The organism is Staphylococcus sp. HMSC068G11, from assembly GCF_001815825.1.
Lineage (GTDB): Bacteria > Bacillota > Bacilli > Staphylococcales > Staphylococcaceae > Staphylococcus > Staphylococcus epidermidis.
In genome coordinates this window covers 1-16,152 of record NZ_KV822100.1, presented here as the reverse complement: position 1 = coordinate 16,152, position 16,152 = coordinate 1, and the positions used below count along the sequence as shown (strand labels likewise).

The 16,152-nt window shown below is 30.4% G+C and carries 17 protein-coding genes and 3 pseudogenes; all 20 read left to right on the top strand.

The annotated features are described in order from the left end of the window. Positions 1 to 120: 120 nt before the first annotated feature. Positions 121 to 852: a 5-oxoprolinase subunit PxpB gene (gene pxpB, locus HMPREF3058_RS10480; RefSeq protein WP_002446594.1), complete on the top strand. Its 732-nt coding sequence runs from the start codon at positions 121 to 123 to the stop codon at positions 850 to 852. Further along, the gene (locus HMPREF3058_RS10475; protein WP_002491153.1) at positions 842 to 1,846 is read left to right on the top strand and encodes a 5-oxoprolinase subunit C family protein; all 1,005 of its coding nucleotides are present in this window, start codon (positions 842 to 844) and stop codon (positions 1,844 to 1,846) included. The genes pxpB and HMPREF3058_RS10475 overlap by 11 nt, the downstream gene beginning before the upstream one ends. Continuing rightward, positions 1,847 to 1,955: pseudogene (locus HMPREF3058_RS12540) on the top strand (acetyl-CoA carboxylase biotin carboxyl carrier protein subunit); the annotation flags it as partial. It abuts the gene before it with no gap. Positions 1,956 to 2,044: 89 nt separating this feature from the next. Next, a pseudogene (locus HMPREF3058_RS12535) lies at positions 2,045 to 2,287 on the top strand (acetyl-CoA carboxylase biotin carboxyl carrier protein subunit); the annotation flags it as partial. A 13-nt stretch (positions 2,288 to 2,300) separates the two neighbouring features. Then, entirely contained in the window at positions 2,301 to 3,659 is a 1,359-nt protein-coding gene (locus HMPREF3058_RS10465; RefSeq protein WP_002499441.1) for an acetyl-CoA carboxylase biotin carboxylase subunit, read from the top strand. A gap of 2 nt (positions 3,660 to 3,661) precedes the next feature. Next, on the top strand, positions 3,662 to 4,414 hold the full coding sequence (pxpA, locus tag HMPREF3058_RS10460; RefSeq protein WP_002490285.1) for a 5-oxoprolinase subunit PxpA: 753 nt from the start codon (positions 3,662 to 3,664) through the stop codon (positions 4,412 to 4,414). Positions 4,415 to 4,425: 11 nt separating this feature from the next. Further along, positions 4,426 to 5,670, top strand: coding sequence for an NRAMP family divalent metal transporter (locus tag HMPREF3058_RS10455; protein ID WP_002491152.1), 1,245 nt, complete (start codon positions 4,426 to 4,428; stop codon positions 5,668 to 5,670). A gap of 198 nt (positions 5,671 to 5,868) precedes the next feature. Next, complete coding sequence (locus HMPREF3058_RS10450) at positions 5,869 to 6,555, top strand: 5'-methylthioadenosine/adenosylhomocysteine nucleosidase (RefSeq protein WP_002475168.1); 687 nt, start codon at positions 5,869 to 5,871, stop codon at positions 6,553 to 6,555. Positions 6,556 to 6,598: 43 nt separating this feature from the next. Further along, positions 6,599 to 7,102, top strand: a complete 504-nt coding sequence (locus HMPREF3058_RS10445; RefSeq protein ID WP_202595933.1) for a YqeG family HAD IIIA-type phosphatase — start codon at positions 6,599 to 6,601, stop codon at positions 7,100 to 7,102. Continuing rightward, positions 7,103 to 8,203 (top strand): ribosome biogenesis GTPase YqeH, encoded by a 1,101-nt coding sequence (gene yqeH, locus HMPREF3058_RS10440; RefSeq protein WP_002446586.1) that lies wholly within the window; start codon positions 7,103 to 7,105, stop codon positions 8,201 to 8,203. 15 nt (positions 8,204 to 8,218) lie between these two features. Beyond that, a complete protein-coding gene (gene aroE, locus HMPREF3058_RS10435; protein WP_002446585.1) occupies positions 8,219 to 9,028 on the top strand; it encodes a shikimate dehydrogenase in 810 nt (269 codons plus the stop codon). Next, complete coding sequence (yhbY, locus tag HMPREF3058_RS10430; protein ID WP_002475687.1) at positions 9,028 to 9,318, top strand: ribosome assembly RNA-binding protein YhbY; 291 nt, start codon at positions 9,028 to 9,030, stop codon at positions 9,316 to 9,318. Before aroE ends, yhbY begins: the two co-directional genes overlap by 1 nt. Continuing rightward, entirely contained in the window at positions 9,318 to 9,893 is a 576-nt protein-coding gene (locus tag HMPREF3058_RS10425; protein WP_002446583.1) for a nicotinate-nucleotide adenylyltransferase, read from the top strand. Before yhbY ends, HMPREF3058_RS10425 begins: the two co-directional genes overlap by 1 nt. Beyond that, a complete protein-coding gene (gene yqeK / locus HMPREF3058_RS10420) occupies positions 9,880 to 10,464 on the top strand; it encodes a bis(5'-nucleosyl)-tetraphosphatase (symmetrical) YqeK (RefSeq protein WP_002475691.1) in 585 nt (194 codons plus the stop codon). Before HMPREF3058_RS10425 ends, yqeK begins: the two co-directional genes overlap by 14 nt. Then, a complete protein-coding gene (gene rsfS, locus HMPREF3058_RS10415; RefSeq protein ID WP_002457756.1) occupies positions 10,465 to 10,818 on the top strand; it encodes a ribosome silencing factor in 354 nt (117 codons plus the stop codon). Between the two features lie 2 nt (positions 10,819 to 10,820). Then, positions 10,821 to 11,540 (top strand): class I SAM-dependent DNA methyltransferase, encoded by a 720-nt coding sequence (locus tag HMPREF3058_RS10410; RefSeq protein ID WP_002491138.1) that lies wholly within the window; start codon positions 10,821 to 10,823, stop codon positions 11,538 to 11,540. Between the two features lie 58 nt (positions 11,541 to 11,598). Next, positions 11,599 to 12,273, top strand: coding sequence for a helix-hairpin-helix domain-containing protein (locus HMPREF3058_RS10405; RefSeq protein ID WP_002475690.1), 675 nt, complete (start codon positions 11,599 to 11,601; stop codon positions 12,271 to 12,273). A gap of 79 nt (positions 12,274 to 12,352) precedes the next feature. After that, positions 12,353 to 12,814: a ComE operon protein 2 gene (locus HMPREF3058_RS10400; RefSeq protein WP_002446577.1), complete on the top strand. Its 462-nt coding sequence runs from the start codon at positions 12,353 to 12,355 to the stop codon at positions 12,812 to 12,814. A 3-nt stretch (positions 12,815 to 12,817) separates the two neighbouring features. Beyond that, positions 12,818 to 15,033: pseudogene (locus HMPREF3058_RS10395) on the top strand (DNA internalization-related competence protein ComEC/Rec2). A gap of 44 nt (positions 15,034 to 15,077) precedes the next feature. After that, a complete protein-coding gene (holA, locus tag HMPREF3058_RS10390; protein WP_002491150.1) occupies positions 15,078 to 16,052 on the top strand; it encodes a DNA polymerase III subunit delta in 975 nt (324 codons plus the stop codon). Positions 16,053 to 16,152 lie beyond the last annotated feature (100 nt).

The window sequence follows — 16,152 nt, the reverse complement described above, 5'->3', positions numbered from 1 at the left end:
TTATTATTTGTTATTATTAGCTATTTGAATTAATTATTAAACAACATCTTTATTACAATGGTACAATAAAATTGTTGTAACAAATAATTCCTTAGTATTTTTAAAAGGAGGGATTTTGTTTTGAGGACACAATTTATTAATGAACAAACAATTATGATTTACTTTGAAAATGAAATTAGTGAATCTACGTTCAAAAAGGTACAACAAACAATTCAATACATAAAATCGAAAAATTTATCAGAAATAACAAACATTGTACCTTCTTATCGTGCTATTCTAATTTACTTTGATAACTCAGAGATAAATGGAGCTGAATTATTAGAAAATTTAGAATTTGATGAAGGTTTGAACAGTGGAAAACAATCACATTTTAAACAGCGTATCATTCATATACCTGTATTATATGGTGGAGATTTTGGTCCAGATTTATCAGAAGTAGCTAACGTTAATAAATTAAGTCAGGAAGCAGTTATTCAAATACATACACAACAACCTTATCTAATCTATATGCTTGGGTTTATGCCGGGTTTCCCTTACTTAGGTGGATTAGATGCTAAGTTGCACACACCTAGACGATCTGAACCTAGAATCAAAATTAACGCTGGTTCTGTTGGAATAGCAAATAATCAAACAGGTTTATATCCTATGGACTCACCTGGTGGTTGGCAGATTATTGGTCGCACACCAATAAAAGTTTTCGATTTAAATAGGTCACCAATGACGTTATATGAAGCTGGTGATTACATACAATTTTATAGTATTAATTATCAAGAGTTTGAAAAAATATCAAACGATATTAATAAAGGAAAATTTGATATAGATAAGTGGGTGACATATCAAGATGAGTATTAAAATTTTAAAGCCTGGTCTGTTTTCAACAATTCAAGATATAGGTAGAATTGGGTATCAGGATTTAGGATTTTCTGAAGCAGGTGCTTTAGATTACTATAGTTTTTCTATTGCACAAAAACTTATCGGAAATCAAGGACCAGCAATTGAATATACGTTAGCAGGTCCTAAGATAGAATTTTTAACAGACAATACTTTTGCCATTGTCGGTGGTGATTCAGAACCGAAACTTAATGGTAACAAAATTGATTTACTAACCGTTTATCATGTAAGAAACGGAGATCAATTAGACATTGGTCAAATCACTGAAGGAGCAAGAGGATATATTGTTTTTGGACACCCACTTAAAATTAATAAAGTGGCTCAAAGCTATTCTACACATGTTAGGAGTGGAATGGGCGGATTTAAAGGTCGTGCATTAAAGAAATACGATGTTATTGCAACTCAAGTTAATCATAACTATAAAACTAATTTAGGAAAAACAATTGATTTCTCATCTATACCTGATAATAATTACATACACGTCATTGAAGGACCTCAAATCAATGAATTTGATGAAGAAACGATAGCTAAATTCGTAAATAGTGATTTCAAAATTTCTGATCAATCAGATCGAATGGGATACAGATTAAAAGGTAATACAGTAGCACCTAAAAATAGTGCTGATATCATTTCTGAACCTGTCGCTTTGGGCAGTATTCAAGTACCTAGCGACGGTAATCCCATTATTCTTTTAAATGATAAACAAACAATTGGTGGTTATACAAAAATTGCAACGGTAACACAATTAGATTTAAGAAAATTAGCACAGATGAAGCCTGGAGACATTATACAGTTTGAATGGATAACTGTTGAAGAAGCTTCTAAAAGGCTTAAAGAATTTAAGTCTAAATTTGAACAATTATTAAAGCGTTTTGATGAGCAACCATTGTTTAACCTAAATCATATTAGACATACTTCTAATAAAATTGCAGAAATAATTAAGGAGGATAGTTAAATGGATATTAAAAAAATTGAGAAAGTCATTAAATTGGTAAAAGCTAATGATGTAAAAAAATTTAAGTATAAGGACGCTGATAATGAAATAGAACTTGATTTTACTAATGGAGCATCTCAACAATATTCACAACAGTTATCTCAAGATATTCAACAAGATAATATTAAATCCTATGATGAAAAACAAGAATCCATATCAAATGACCAGCAAGAGATTAAATCTCCTATGGTTGGAACATTCTTCTTACAAGATAGTAAAGAATTAACAGAACCTAAGATTAAAGTTGGCGATACAGTAACTGAAGGAGATGTTATCGGTTACATTGAAGCTATGAAAGTTATGAATGAAGTAACTACGGATGTTTCAGGTGAGGTCACAGAAATATTAGTAGAACATGGAGACAATGTTGAATATGATCAGCTACTAGTCAGAGTTAAATAGGAGGAATTCATTGATGTATCGATGTTTGATTGCAAATAGAGGCGAAATAGCAGTAAGGATTATAAGAGCTTGTAGAGAGCTTAACATTGAGACAGTTGCCATTTATGCAAAAGGTGATGAAACTAGCTTACATGTAAGTTTAGCCGATCAAGCAATATGCATAGGTGAAGCAAATCCATTAGACAGTTATCTAAATATTGATCGTATTATATCTGCTGCAAAAGTTACAGAATCAAACGCTATTCACCCTGGCTATGGTTTCTTATCGGAATCTACGAATTTTGCGAAAGCCGTTGAAGACAACCATATACACTTTATTGGACCAAGTAAGACAACTATGGAAATGATGGGAGATAAAATTACTGCCAGACAAACTGTGAAACAAGCAGGTGTACCTGTTATACCAGGTTCTAATGATGCTGTTCAAAGTGTAGATGAAATTAAATTATTAGCCAAAGAAATTGGATTTCCAGTTGTACTAAAAGCAGCTAGTGGTGGTGGTGGGAAAGGTATCAGAATTGTTAAAGAAGCATCTCAATTGGATCAGGCATTGAAAGAGGCTAAAAGTGAAGGACAAAAATATTTTAATGATGATCGAGTGTATGTAGAGGCATTCATTCCAGTAGCAAAACATGTGGAAGTGCAGATTATCGGAGACGGTAAAAATAACTATGTTCACTTAGGTGAACGTGACTGTTCTGTTCAACGAAAGAATCAAAAATTAATAGAGGAAGCGCCTTGTGCTGCATTAACTGAACAAAGAAGAACAAGAATATGTAGTGATGCAGTTAAAGTAGCTCAAGCTTCAAGATATCGTAGTGCTGGAACAATAGAATTTTTAGTTACAGAAGATGCACATTACTTTATTGAAATGAATGCTCGTATTCAAGTTGAACATACAGTTACAGAAATGCGTGCTGATAGAGACTTATTACAAGCTCAGTTATATTTATTAACACACGGTGAATTACCATTCACTCAGAAAGATATTTTATTTAATGGTCATGTAATTGAGGCACGTATAAATGCTGAAAATCCTGAAAAAAATTTTTTACCTACTCCAGGAAAAGTTAATAAATTACACTTACCTCAAGGATTTAATATACGTGTAGATTCTTTACTTTACACAGGTTATCAAGTTTCTCCTTATTATGATTCACTTGTAGCTAAAGTGATTGTAAAGGATTCTAATAGACAAATTGCTATTAACAAACTAAAAGTTGCGTTAGATGAACTGGTCATCGAAGGTTTTACTACTACAGCTGACTTTTTATATGCGGTTTTAAATTATCCAATATATGCAAAAGGCGATGCAAGTAAAGTAGATATTAAATTTCTTGAAAAACATCAAATCATTAAAGAGGTGAAATGAAGTTGAAAATTGATTTAAATTGTGATTTAGGAGAAGCTTTCGGTAATTACACATTCGGTGGAGATCAGCATATTTTACCATTAATAACTTCTGCTAATATTGCTTGTGGTTATCATGCAGGTGATGAAGATGTTATGAATGAAACCGTTCAATTAGCGAAAAAAAATAATATAAGTATTGGAGCGCATCCAGGTCTTCCTGATTTGAAAGGCTTTGGTCGTCGTAAAATGGATCTTACTCCAAATGAAATTTATAACTTAGTTGTATATCAATTAGGTGCGTTAAGTGGCTTTTGTAAAATCAATCATGTAAAAATGAAGCATGTTAAACCACATGGTGCTCTTTATCAAATGGGGGCTAGAAATAAAGAAATTGCACATGCAATTGCTCAAGCAGTTTTTGATTTCGACTCAAATCTAATATTTGTCGGCTTAGCGAATACATTACTTATTTCGGAAGCTGAATTAGTTGGGCTTAGGGTAGCTTCGGAAGTATTTGCTGACCGTCGTTATGAAGATGATGGACAATTGGTAAGTAGAAAAAAAACCGATGCCACTATCACTAATACAGACGAAGCAATCCAACAAGCATTAAAAATGGTTTTGGAAAATAAAGTTATAAGTAAAAATGGAAAAATCATCGATTTGAAAGCAGATACAATTTGCGTTCATGGAGATGGTGAACACGCATTAGAATTTGTTACGCAAATTAGAAATGAATTAATGAAAGAAGGCATTGATATTCAATCCTTATAGGGGGTCAAAAGATGGGGGAAAATACAAAACAAGATTTCAATCAAAAAGGACAAAATTTTAAATTCACAGAAAAGCATAGACGATTATTATATGGTTCAGTTTTTTTAATGGCTACATCAGCTATTGGTCCAGCATTTCTTACTCAAACTGCAGTGTTTACTGCACAATTTTATGCTAGTTTTGCATTCGCAATATTAATTTCTATTATTATAGATATAGGCGCTCAAATAAATATTTGGAGAATATTAGTGGTAACTGGATTACGTGGACAAGAAATATCTAATAAAGTATTACCTGGACTTGGTACTATTATCTCCATTCTAATTGCATTTGGAGGTCTCGCATTTAACATAGGTAATATTGCTGGTGCAGGTTTAGGTTTAAATGCAATATTTGGTCTTGATGTCAAATGGGGGGCTGCAATAACAGCTATTTTTGCGATTCTTATCTTTGTTAGTAGAAGTGGTCAGAAAATAATGGATGTCATTAGTATGATTCTAGGTATCGTAATGATTTTAGTAGTAGCTTATGTCATGGTCATTTCAAATCCCCCTTATGGAGATGCATTAGTACATACATTTGCACCTGAACATCCTTTCAAACTTATATTACCTATTATTACATTAGTAGGTGGTACAGTAGGGGGTTATATTACTTTTGCAGGTGCACATAGAATTCTAGATTCTGGTATAAAAGGTAAGACATACCTTCCTTTCGTAAATCGCTCTGCTATAGCAGGTATTTTAACAACTGGTGTTATGCGTGCCTTATTGTTTTTAGCTGTACTAGGTGTTGTTGTAACTGGCGTTACGCTTAGTTCAGATAACCCACCAGCATCGGTTTTCCAACATGCATTAGGTCCTATAGGTAAAAATATTTTTGGTGTAGTAATATTTGCAGCAGCAATGTCCTCCGTAATTGGTTCTGCATATACAAGCGCAACATTTTTAAAAACACTACACAAATCGTTACTCCATAAAAATAATCTTATCGTTATTATATTTATTGTAATTTCAACTTTTATTTTCTTATTTATTGGTAAACCGGTGAGTTTACTTATAATAGCTGGAGCGATTAATGGTTGGATTCTACCAATCACATTAGGTGCAATTCTCATTGCAAGTAGGAAAAAATCTATCGTTGGTGATTACCAACACCCAACATGGATGCTTGTTTTTGGTATTATAGCCGTCATTGTCACGATAATGACTGGTATTTTTTCATTACAAGATTTAGCAAGTCTTTGGAAAGGTTAATTTTATAATAAAGTTCTATGACTACCCGCAACTGTTTTTAAATCAATTGCAGGGTAGTTTTTAATTATAAATAAGAATAGATATTATTTAACCATAGCGATTTAAGCATTTATACTTTAAAACTAGCTATCGTGGAGATATTTAAAATGTGATAAAATACTTATGCTAATGCTTTATAAATGAGGTGTAAAAAGATATATGATAGGAATTATTGGAGCAATGGAAGAAGAAGTGACGATTTTAAAGCGTAAATTGAATGATATGAATGAAATAAATATTGCGCATGTTAAATTCTATGTTGGCACGCTAAACCACAAAGAAGTGGTTTTAACACAAAGTGGTATAGGTAAAGTTAATGCTTCTATCTCAACGACTTTGTTATTAGAAAAATTTAATCCTGAAGTCGTCATTAATACTGGATCAGCAGGTGCATTAGATCAAACACTATCTATTGGAGATATATTAGTGAGTAACCATGTTTTATATCATGATGCTAATGCTACAGCGTTTGGTTATGAATTTGGACAAATACCTCAAATGCCTAAAACTTATACTACTGATCCTACATTGTTGAAAAAAACAATGCATGTATTAGAACAACAACAACTGAATGGTAAAGTAGGTATGATTGTTAGTGGTGATAGTTTTATAGGTAGCTCAGAGCAGCGACAAAAAATTAAGCAACAATTTCCAGAAGCTATGGCTGTCGAAATGGAGGCAACTGCAATTGCACAAACATGTTACCAATTTAAAGTACCATTTATCGTAACTAGAGCTGTTTCTGACTTAGCAAACGGTAAAGCCGATATTTCTTTTGAAGAATTTTTAGATAAAGCAGCTTTATCATCTAGTGAGACAGTTTCATTATTAGTAGAATCATTATAAAGGTAAAGGTGAAAAGATAGTGGGAATCATAAAAAAATTATTTATGCCAAATGCATATGTGAAATCAATATTTGAAATTGATATAGAAAAACTTGCCGATAGTGGTGTTAAAGGTATCATAACTGATTTAGATAATACACTTGTTGGTTGGGATGTTAAAGAACCTACTAACGGTGTTAAATCGTGGTTTGCTAAGGCTAAAGATTTAGGAATAACTGTTACAATTGTGTCAAATAATAATAAAAGTCGTGTATCAAGTTTCTCTAGTAGTTTAGGTGTAGATTATATATTCAAAGCACGTAAACCAATGGGGAAAGCCTTTAAGATGGCTATAAAAAAAATGAAAATCCAACCGAGAGAAACTGTTGTTGTAGGAGATCAAATGCTTACTGATGTGTTTGGTGGCAATTGTAATGGTTTATATACAATTATGGTAGTACCTGTTAAACGGACTGATGGATTAATTACAAAGTTTAATCGATTAATTGAAAGACGATTATTAAATCATTTTAGAAAAAAAGGTTATATTAAATGGGAGGAAAATTGATTGAATGAAATACTAAAATGTATTGGATGTGGTGCACCCCTACAGTCAGAAAATAAAGACGCACCCGGCTATGTTCCAGAACATAATATGTTTCGAGAAGATGTCATCTGTAGAAGATGTTTTAGATTGAAAAATTATAATGAAGTTCAAGATGTGGGTATGGAAAGTGAAGATTTTTTAAATCTACTTACTGGACTATCTGAAAAAAAAGGAATTATTGTCAATGTAGTAGATGTGTTTGATTTTGAAGGGTCATTCATCAATGCAATACAACGGATTGTTGGTAATAAAAAAATTATATTAGTGGCAAATAAAATAGATTTATTACCTAAACAAATTAATCATCGACGTGTAAAAGAATGGTTAAGAAAATCTGCTCGTAAATATGGATTAGAAGCAGAAGATGTCGTTCTTATTTCTGCAAATAAAGGTTGGGGGATTGATGAATTATTGCAATCTATAAACCATGTAAGAAATAAAGATGACGTATACATTGTAGGTACAACAAATGTTGGAAAATCTACATTAATTAATAAATTAATTGAACAGAGTGTGGGAGAAAAGGATGTAGTAACTACATCACGCTTTCCAGGAACAACTTTAGATATGATAGATATTCCATTAGACGAAAAATCATTTATGTTTGATACACCAGGTATCATTCAATCACATCAAATGACAAACTATGTATCTGAAAATGAGTTGAAAATCATCATACCTAAAAATGAAGTAAAGCAACGTGTGTATCAACTTAATGAAAAACAGACATTATTTTTCGGAGGATTGGCACGCATTGATTATGTATCTGGTGGTAAAAGACCACTTGTTTGTTTCTTTTCTAATGATTTAAATATTCATAGAACTAAAACCGAAAAAGCTAATGATTTATGGAAATCCCAATTAGGCGCATTGCTTTCACCACCTCAAGATGCACAACAATTTAATCTTAATGATGTAAAAGCAGTAAGACTGGAAACCGGTAAAACTAAACGTGACATAATGATATCTGGTTTAGGATTCATAACTATTGATGCTGGTGCAAAAGTGATAGTTCGTGTTCCAAAACATGTAGATGTTATTTTAAGAAATTCAATTCTCTAAAATGAGGTGATAAAAGTGAAATTTGCAGTAATTGGAAACCCCATTTCTCATTCATTATCGCCATTGATGCATCATGCAAATTTTCAATCTTTAAATTTGGAAAGCACTTATGAAGCGATAAATGTACCAGTTAATCAATTGCAAGACATTAAAAAAATAATTTCAGAAAAGGGCATTGATGGATTCAATGTTACTATTCCACATAAAGAACGTATTATTCCGTACCTAGATGATATTAATGAACAAGCGAAATCTGTCGGTGCGGTAAATACAGTTTTAATTAAAGATGGTAAGTGGATTGGTTATAATACTGATGGAATTGGTTATGTCAATGGTTTAAAGCAAATATATGAAGGTATAGAAGACGCTTATATATTAATTTTAGGTGCAGGTGGAGCAAGTAAAGGCATAGCAAATGAATTATATAAAATCGTTCGTCCTACTATAACAATCGCAAATAGAACGATGTCTCGTTTTAATAATTGGTCGTTAAATATTAACAAAATAAATTTAAGCCATGCAGAACGCCATTTAGATGAATTTGATATTATAATAAACACTACACCTGCTGGTATGTACGGAAATAAAGATTCTGTAATTTCTTTAAATCGTTTAGCTTCTCATACATTAGTAAGTGATATTGTTTATAATCCATATAAAACACCAATACTGATAGAAGCCGAACAAAAAGGAAATCCAATCTATAATGGTCTCGATATGTTCGTTCATCAAGGTGCTGAAAGTTTTAAAATTTGGACTAATCTAGAACCAGATATAGAAGCAATGAAAAACGTAGTAATTCATGAATTGAAAGGAGAATTATGATGTTAACTGGTAAGCAAAAAAGATATTTACGTAGTTTAGCTCATAACATTGATCCAACTTTCCAAATAGGTAAAGGTGGTATTAATGAAAATATGATTCAACAAATTTCTGAAACATTAGAAAAGAGAGAATTAATTAAGATTCATATATTACAAAATAATTTTGATGATAAAAAAGATTTAGCAGCATTAGTAGCTGAGCAAACGCAAAGTGAATTGGTACAGATAATCGGGTCAATGATTGTGTTATATAAAGAGTCTGAAGAAAATAAAGAAATCAAATTGCCATAATGAATCAAAAAATCGTTCTCTTTGGCGGTCAATTTAACCCGATTCACACTGCTCACTTAGCAGTAGCAAGTGAGGTTTATCATGCTATTAAACCAGATATATTTTTCTTTTTGCCTAGTTATATGGCCCCTTTAAAGCATCATAATACGCAATTATATTCTGTACAACGAGTAAAAATGATACAGCTCGCTATTAAAGAGATTGGATTTGGTGAAATTTGCACTACTGATTTAGATAGAAAAGGTCCAAGCTATACGTATGAAACCATTTTGCATCTCAGAAAAATATATCATAATGCACAGTTATACTTTATTATTGGAACAGATCAGTATAAACAATTGGATAAGTGGTATAAAATTAATGAATTAAAAAAACTTGTAACCTTTATTGTTGTGAATAGAGAAACTGATAACCAAAATGTAAGTAAAGAGATGATTTCTATAAAGATACCTCGAATAGATATAAGCTCCACAATGATTAGAAATAGAGTGAAAATGAACCAATCTATAAAAGTCTTAGTACCCAAAGGGGTAGAGAATTATATAAAGGAGGAGGGGTTATATGGAGATAAGTAAAGCTAAAGAACTGGTAAAAGAAAAACTGCCTGATAAACGTTATCAACATTCATTACGAGTGGCGGATACCGCAGTTAAGTTAGCAGAAATATACGATGGTGATATCAAAAAAGCTGAGTTGGCAGGTATATTACATGATTACTGTAAATACGAAGACTTAAGTACAATGTATCAAATTGTTAGACAATATGACCTTGAAAGTGATTTGCTTAGTTATGGTGGAGAGATTCTTCATGGACCAGTATGTGCGGCAATTATGAAACATGAATTTGGTGTAAATGATGAAGAAGTTTTACTTGCTATAAAATATCATACGACTGGACGTCAACAAATGACTAAAACTGAGAAACTTGTTTTTATTGCAGACTATATAGAGCCTGGTAGAAAAACGCCTGGAGTTGAAGAAATTAGAGATATGGCATACAATCAAGGTAGCTTAGATAAGACAATTTATGAGATTTCTAAGCGCACTGTATTATTTTTAATAGAAAAGGATATTACTGTATATGACGCCACAATTGCGTGTTTAAATTATTATAATTATAGCGATGAAAGAATAAAGGATGATTAAATGAATTCAGAAGAATTATTAAATATTGCTGTCGAAGCTGCGGAGAATAAGAAAGCAGAAGATATTATTTCTCTCAATATGAATGAAATTAGTGATATGACAGATTATTTTGTAGTCTGTCACGGTAACAATGAACGTCAAGTTCAGTCCATTGCTAGATCTGTTAAAGAAGTGGCACATAAACATGATATTGAAGTTAAACGTATGGAAGGCTATCAAGAAGCTCGATGGATACTTATTGATTTAGCAAATGTAGTTGTTCATGTGTTTCATAAAGATGAAAGAAGCTACTACAATTTAGAGAAATTGTATCAAGATGCACCTATTAAAGAATATGGTCAGGCAGTATTTTAGTCATGAATCAATATGAAGATATGAGTTTAGTTTATGACCAACTTACTCAAGATCAACCGTATCATTCGTGGTTTAATATTGTTCAACATTTCTTACCTTCTGATAGTCATGATTTGTTAGATATTGGTTGTGGTACTGGCAACTTAACACAATTACTAACGTCACTAGGTGAAGTTACTGGTATGGATATTAGTGTAGATATGTTATCAATAGCTAGCCAAAAAACAAATCAGGTGAAGTGGATCGAAGGCAATATGACTCACTTTAATTTGAACAAAAAATTTAATATGATTACAATATTTTGTGATTCACTGAATTATTTAGAAACATTAAATGATGTAAAAATGACATTCGAAAGAGTGTATCAGCATTTAAATAAAAATGGTGTTTTTATTTTTGATGTACATACTGTTCATAAAATGAAAACATTATTTAATAATAAAAGTTATCTTGATGAATCTGATAATGTTTTTGTAGGTTGGGATGCAATATGTGGGGAAGAACCATTAAGTGTTTATCATGAAATGACTTTCTTTGTATCACAGCAAAATGGATTGTATCGACGCTTTGACGAATCACATTATCAAAGAACATATGACGAACAAATCTATCGAAATTTACTACAAGATGTTGGGTATCATAGTGTTAAAACTTTTACAGACTTTAACATTCACAGTCATGAAGAAGATGCCCATCGTTTATTTTTTGTTGCTAAAAAATAAATTTTTAAAAGTAAAATCACTTCTCAGTACGTTAATAATACTGAAGGAGTGATTTTTTGTGTTTAATATTAATAGGCGATATATCGATTTTTTTATGAAATGGAAATTGTACATCTTAATTATATTAATAATGTTAATAACATTCTTTTTTTACTTGTTCAACGATAACAATAGTGATTTGAAACAGAATAGTCAGGAAGGACAATCTAAATTATCTGACCAGCAAATAACAAACAACAAAAAGTTAAATAAAAAAGAAGTGTCTATTCAAAAAGATAATACAAAAGAAACTAAAATATTTATCGATATTAAAGGTGCTGTTAAACATCCGAATGTATATGAAATGTCTTCTTCGAATAGAGTCATTGATGCTTTAAATAAAGCAGAGGTATTAAAGGATGCAGACTTATCACAATTAAATCTTTCTGAAAAATTAGTTGACCAAAAACTTATCTATGTTCCTAAAAAGGGTGAGAATAGTATGAAAATAGACTCACAGCAAGCAGCATTGAATTCGAGTGACGTAAAAATCAACACGAATCAACCTTTGAATTTAAACTCTGCTACTGAAGAACAATTGAAAAACATACCAGGTATAGGTCCAAGTAAAGCTAAAGATATTTTAAATTACAGAGAAAAAAATAATGGATTTAATAGTATCAATGACTTAATGAAAATAAAAGGATTTGGAAAGAAGACATTTGAAAAACTGAAAGAACATTTTACTATTTAAATCATCATTTATTGCAATATTAAATCTAAATGATTAAGCTATAAATATTACAACTACTTATTTTAAGGAGGCATAGTTAATGGAACGAATTAAATGGGAAGAATACTTCATGGCCCAGAGTCATTTACTGGCATTAAGATCAACGTGTAGAAGATTATCAGTTGGTGCTACAATCGTAAAGGATAATAGAATAATAGCGGGTGGATATAACGGCTCAGTAGCTGGAGAAGTGCACTGTATTGATGAGGGATGTTTGATTGAAGATGGACATTGTATACGTACTATTCATGCAGAAATGAACGCGCTACTACAATGTGCAAAACAGGGTGTATCAACAGAAGGTGCAACGATTTACGTTACTCATTTCCCTTGTTTAAATTGTACGAAATCAATAATACAAGCAGGTATCAAAACGATTTACTATGCACAAGATTATCATAATCATGACTATGCCATTAAATTATTGAAGCAATCAGGAATTGAATATAAAAAAATTCCGTTTTCACCTGAATATGTTGCTCAATATCTGACACAAGAATAACCAATGTTTTACATTGCTCTTTCTTTTTTGGTAGGGGTACTTTGGATAAAATTCAAAGTAATCTCTATCTCCTTATTATTAACGCTTTTGTTACTAATTATGATTAAAAGGCTTAATATTATAATACTATCATTAATGTTTATTTCAGCTATAAGTTCATTTTTTTAATAAGTTCCTATAACCAAACTGAAATTAAAAACTTAAATAGTTTATTTAGTGAACCTTTTATTGATGATTTTGTTAGTTTTAAATCTTTTACACCTAAATCAACATACTATACTGGCATATTAAATTATAAAAATAAAGACTATAGATACTTTTATAAAGCATTAAAGTCAAATTTGAAGCAAGATTTAACTCATAAAAGTTGTCGAGTTAAAGGAGAATTTAAATTCGATAAAGAGTTTCTCTTGTTGAATATTTCAACAGTTCAATTTAAGTCTTGCCAGGAAAACAGTATTTTCACTCCTATATATCATCATCAAAATTATATCACCAAAATTATTCATAAATCTGGAGTCACGCATCCTGAAAGAATATTAGCGTTGATAACTGGTGATACCTCTCTAATTGATGAATACTACAAATCTAACATCAGAGATATAGGTATTTACCATTTACTAGCTATAAGTGGTACACATGTTGGTACAATTATTGTCCTCGTTTATCAACTGTTAGTACGTTTAAATATACCTCTAGTTCTCATTAAAGGTGTAACTATTTTACTATTATTAATCTACGCTGTTTATACTGGATTTGTACCTAGTGCCATGCGTGCTATTTCAATTGCAATCATCATACTTATTATGCCAATCCATTTTAGGAAAAGTTCTATACATGTGCTTTCATTTATATTTGTGTTAATGATTGTCTTAAATCCTCAATTTATTAATCATATTGGTTTTCAGTTCTCTTTTTTGATAAGTTTATTTATTATATTGACAAAACCATATATAAGTGGTTTAAAACCACTTAAATGTTTATTTATTATTAGCTTTTTGGCTCAATTAGGTTCAATTGTAATTAATACCTATCATTTTAATCAATTTCAATGGATAGGTTTGCTATCTAATTTTATATTTGTTCCATTCTACTCTTTTATATTATTTCCTTCTGTCATTATCTACTTTATTTTAATTCATATTTTTCAACATAGCTTCCTATTAAATACTTATATAAATATACTTTTTAAAATTCACGATTGGATAGTTCATTTATTTTTAAATTTAAATCATTTTAAGTGGTACATTCCTAAATTAAACCAATATAGTTTACTTATTTTGATTATACTAACGTTAATTTTTCTTTACATACTTGTCTATAGAGGGATTGTTACATCCGTAATAAGTTTTTTAATTGTTTTAATCATTTTTACACATTTAATTGGACCACATTATGCCGAGTTAACACTTTTTGATGTGGGCCAAGGAGATAGCATTTTATTCAAAACAAAGTCAAATAAAAATGTTTTGATTGATACAGGAGGGAAAAGAAATGAAAATGTAAGTTTTAAACATAATAATATTGCCAAATATAAAATTTTACCCAGTATTAAGAAAAAGGGTATTACCACTATAAATTATTTAGTAATTACACATCCTCATGCTGATCATATGGGTGAATTAATATATTTTTTAAATAATATTAATGTGAATAATATCGTTTTAAATATTGAAAGTTTCCCATTAGAATTACTTAAAGAGGTTACGACAAAATGCAAGGAGAAAGAGATAAAGATCATAGATGTAAACCAAGTTAAAAAAATAGAAATTGATAATAGTAAGATAAGCTTTTTAAATAGTTTTATATCATTAAGTGATGATAAAAATGAACATTCTATTGTTACATTAATTCAATATAATGATATTAATATTTTACTGATGGGAGATGCAACTGTTAATAATGAAGACATTCTTATGAAGAGATATAATTTACCAAAAATAGATATTCTAAAAGTTGGTCATCATGGAAGTAGGACAAGTAGTTCGGAATTATTTATTAAAGATATTGAACCTAAAATCAGTCTTATATCTAGTGGTAAAAATAATAAGTATCATTTACCTAATTTGGATGTTATTCAAAGATTAAAATATTATGGTAGTAAAGTTTTTGATACTCAAGACAACGGGGAATTAACTATAAATTTAGATGAAGAAGTTTACATAGTCTACCGTGATATTTTAAATCAAAAGAGTTTAGCTAGAGAAAGTATATCGTAAAGTGATATAATTCATGCGTATGATATATAGAGGAAGGTGTACGTATGAGCAACCATATCTTCACTGTCTACGGTGAAGTACCAGAATTAGTCGAAAAAAAAACAAAAGAAATTGTTAATGATTATCTAGGACAAGAGATAGATGACTTTAATTATGTAAAATACAATTTGTACGAGAGTGACCTAACTCCGATTATTGAAGAGACACTTACTATGCCTTTTTTTTCGGATAAAAAAGCAATTGTTGTTAAAAACTCATATGTTTTTACAGGGGAAAAATTTTCTAAAGATTTAAATCACAATTCTGACGAGCTTATAAAATTTTTAGAAAAATATGATGGTGAAAATCTCATTATTTTTGAAGTGCATCAGTCTAAACTAGATGAGCGAAAAAAACTCACGAAAACATTAAAGAAAAATGCACAACTTAAGAAAATTGAACAAATGTCTGAGAAGGAATTAAAGCATTGGATTAAAAATACACTAAACAATAATTATAAAGATATTAAGCAAGATGCTCTTGAATTATTTATTGAATTAACTGGTGTTAACTATAATATTGTTTCTCAAGAATTGGAAAAGTTAATTTTATTCATAGGCGAAAGACCTATAATTAATAAAGAAGATATCGATCTAATTATTAATAGAAGTTTAGAGCAAAATGTTTTTCTACTAACTGAATACATTCAAAAAGGTAAAAAGAATAAAGCTATACAATTAGTCAATGACTTAATTATTATGAAAGAGGAACCTATAAAATTACTGGCATTAATTACTAGTAATTATAGATTATATTATCAATGTAAAATTCTTAGTCAAAAAGGCTATAGTGGGCAACAAATTGCAAAGACTGTAAATGCACATCCTTATAGAGTAAAACTAGCACTCAATCAATCCCGTCATTATAAACTAGAAAGTTTGTTTAACATCATAAACGCTTGTGCAGAGACTGACTACAAACTAAAATCATCTTATATGGATAAACAACTTATTTTAGAATTATTCATACTATCTCTATAAAAAGTTTGAGGTAGCAAATATAAAATATATCCTATCAACAATAGAAATATTGCTTGTAAAGGAATAAAAACATACTAAGATTAGCTATGAAGAAATCTAT

Coding starts and splice junctions, on each gene's coding strand:
- HMPREF3058_RS10475 (WP_002491153.1), top strand. CDS start 842: ATGAGTATTAAAATTTTAAAGCCTGGTCTGTTTTCAACAATTCAAGAT.
- HMPREF3058_RS10465 (WP_002499441.1), top strand. CDS start 2,301: ATGTATCGATGTTTGATTGCAAATAGAGGCGAAATAGCAGTAAGGATT.
- HMPREF3058_RS10455 (WP_002491152.1), top strand. CDS start 4,426: ATGGGGGAAAATACAAAACAAGATTTCAATCAAAAAGGACAAAATTTT.
- HMPREF3058_RS10450 (WP_002475168.1), top strand. CDS start 5,869: ATGATAGGAATTATTGGAGCAATGGAAGAAGAAGTGACGATTTTAAAG.
- HMPREF3058_RS10445 (WP_202595933.1), top strand. CDS start 6,599: ATGCCAAATGCATATGTGAAATCAATATTTGAAATTGATATAGAAAAA.
- yhbY (WP_002475687.1), top strand. CDS start 9,028: ATGTTAACTGGTAAGCAAAAAAGATATTTACGTAGTTTAGCTCATAAC.
- HMPREF3058_RS10425 (WP_002446583.1), top strand. CDS start 9,318: ATGAATCAAAAAATCGTTCTCTTTGGCGGTCAATTTAACCCGATTCAC.
- yqeK (WP_002475691.1), top strand. CDS start 9,880: ATGGAGATAAGTAAAGCTAAAGAACTGGTAAAAGAAAAACTGCCTGAT.
- rsfS (WP_002457756.1), top strand. CDS start 10,465: ATGAATTCAGAAGAATTATTAAATATTGCTGTCGAAGCTGCGGAGAAT.
- HMPREF3058_RS10410 (WP_002491138.1), top strand. CDS start 10,821: ATGAATCAATATGAAGATATGAGTTTAGTTTATGACCAACTTACTCAA.
- HMPREF3058_RS10400 (WP_002446577.1), top strand. CDS start 12,353: ATGGAACGAATTAAATGGGAAGAATACTTCATGGCCCAGAGTCATTTA.
- holA (WP_002491150.1), top strand. CDS start 15,078: ATGAGCAACCATATCTTCACTGTCTACGGTGAAGTACCAGAATTAGTC.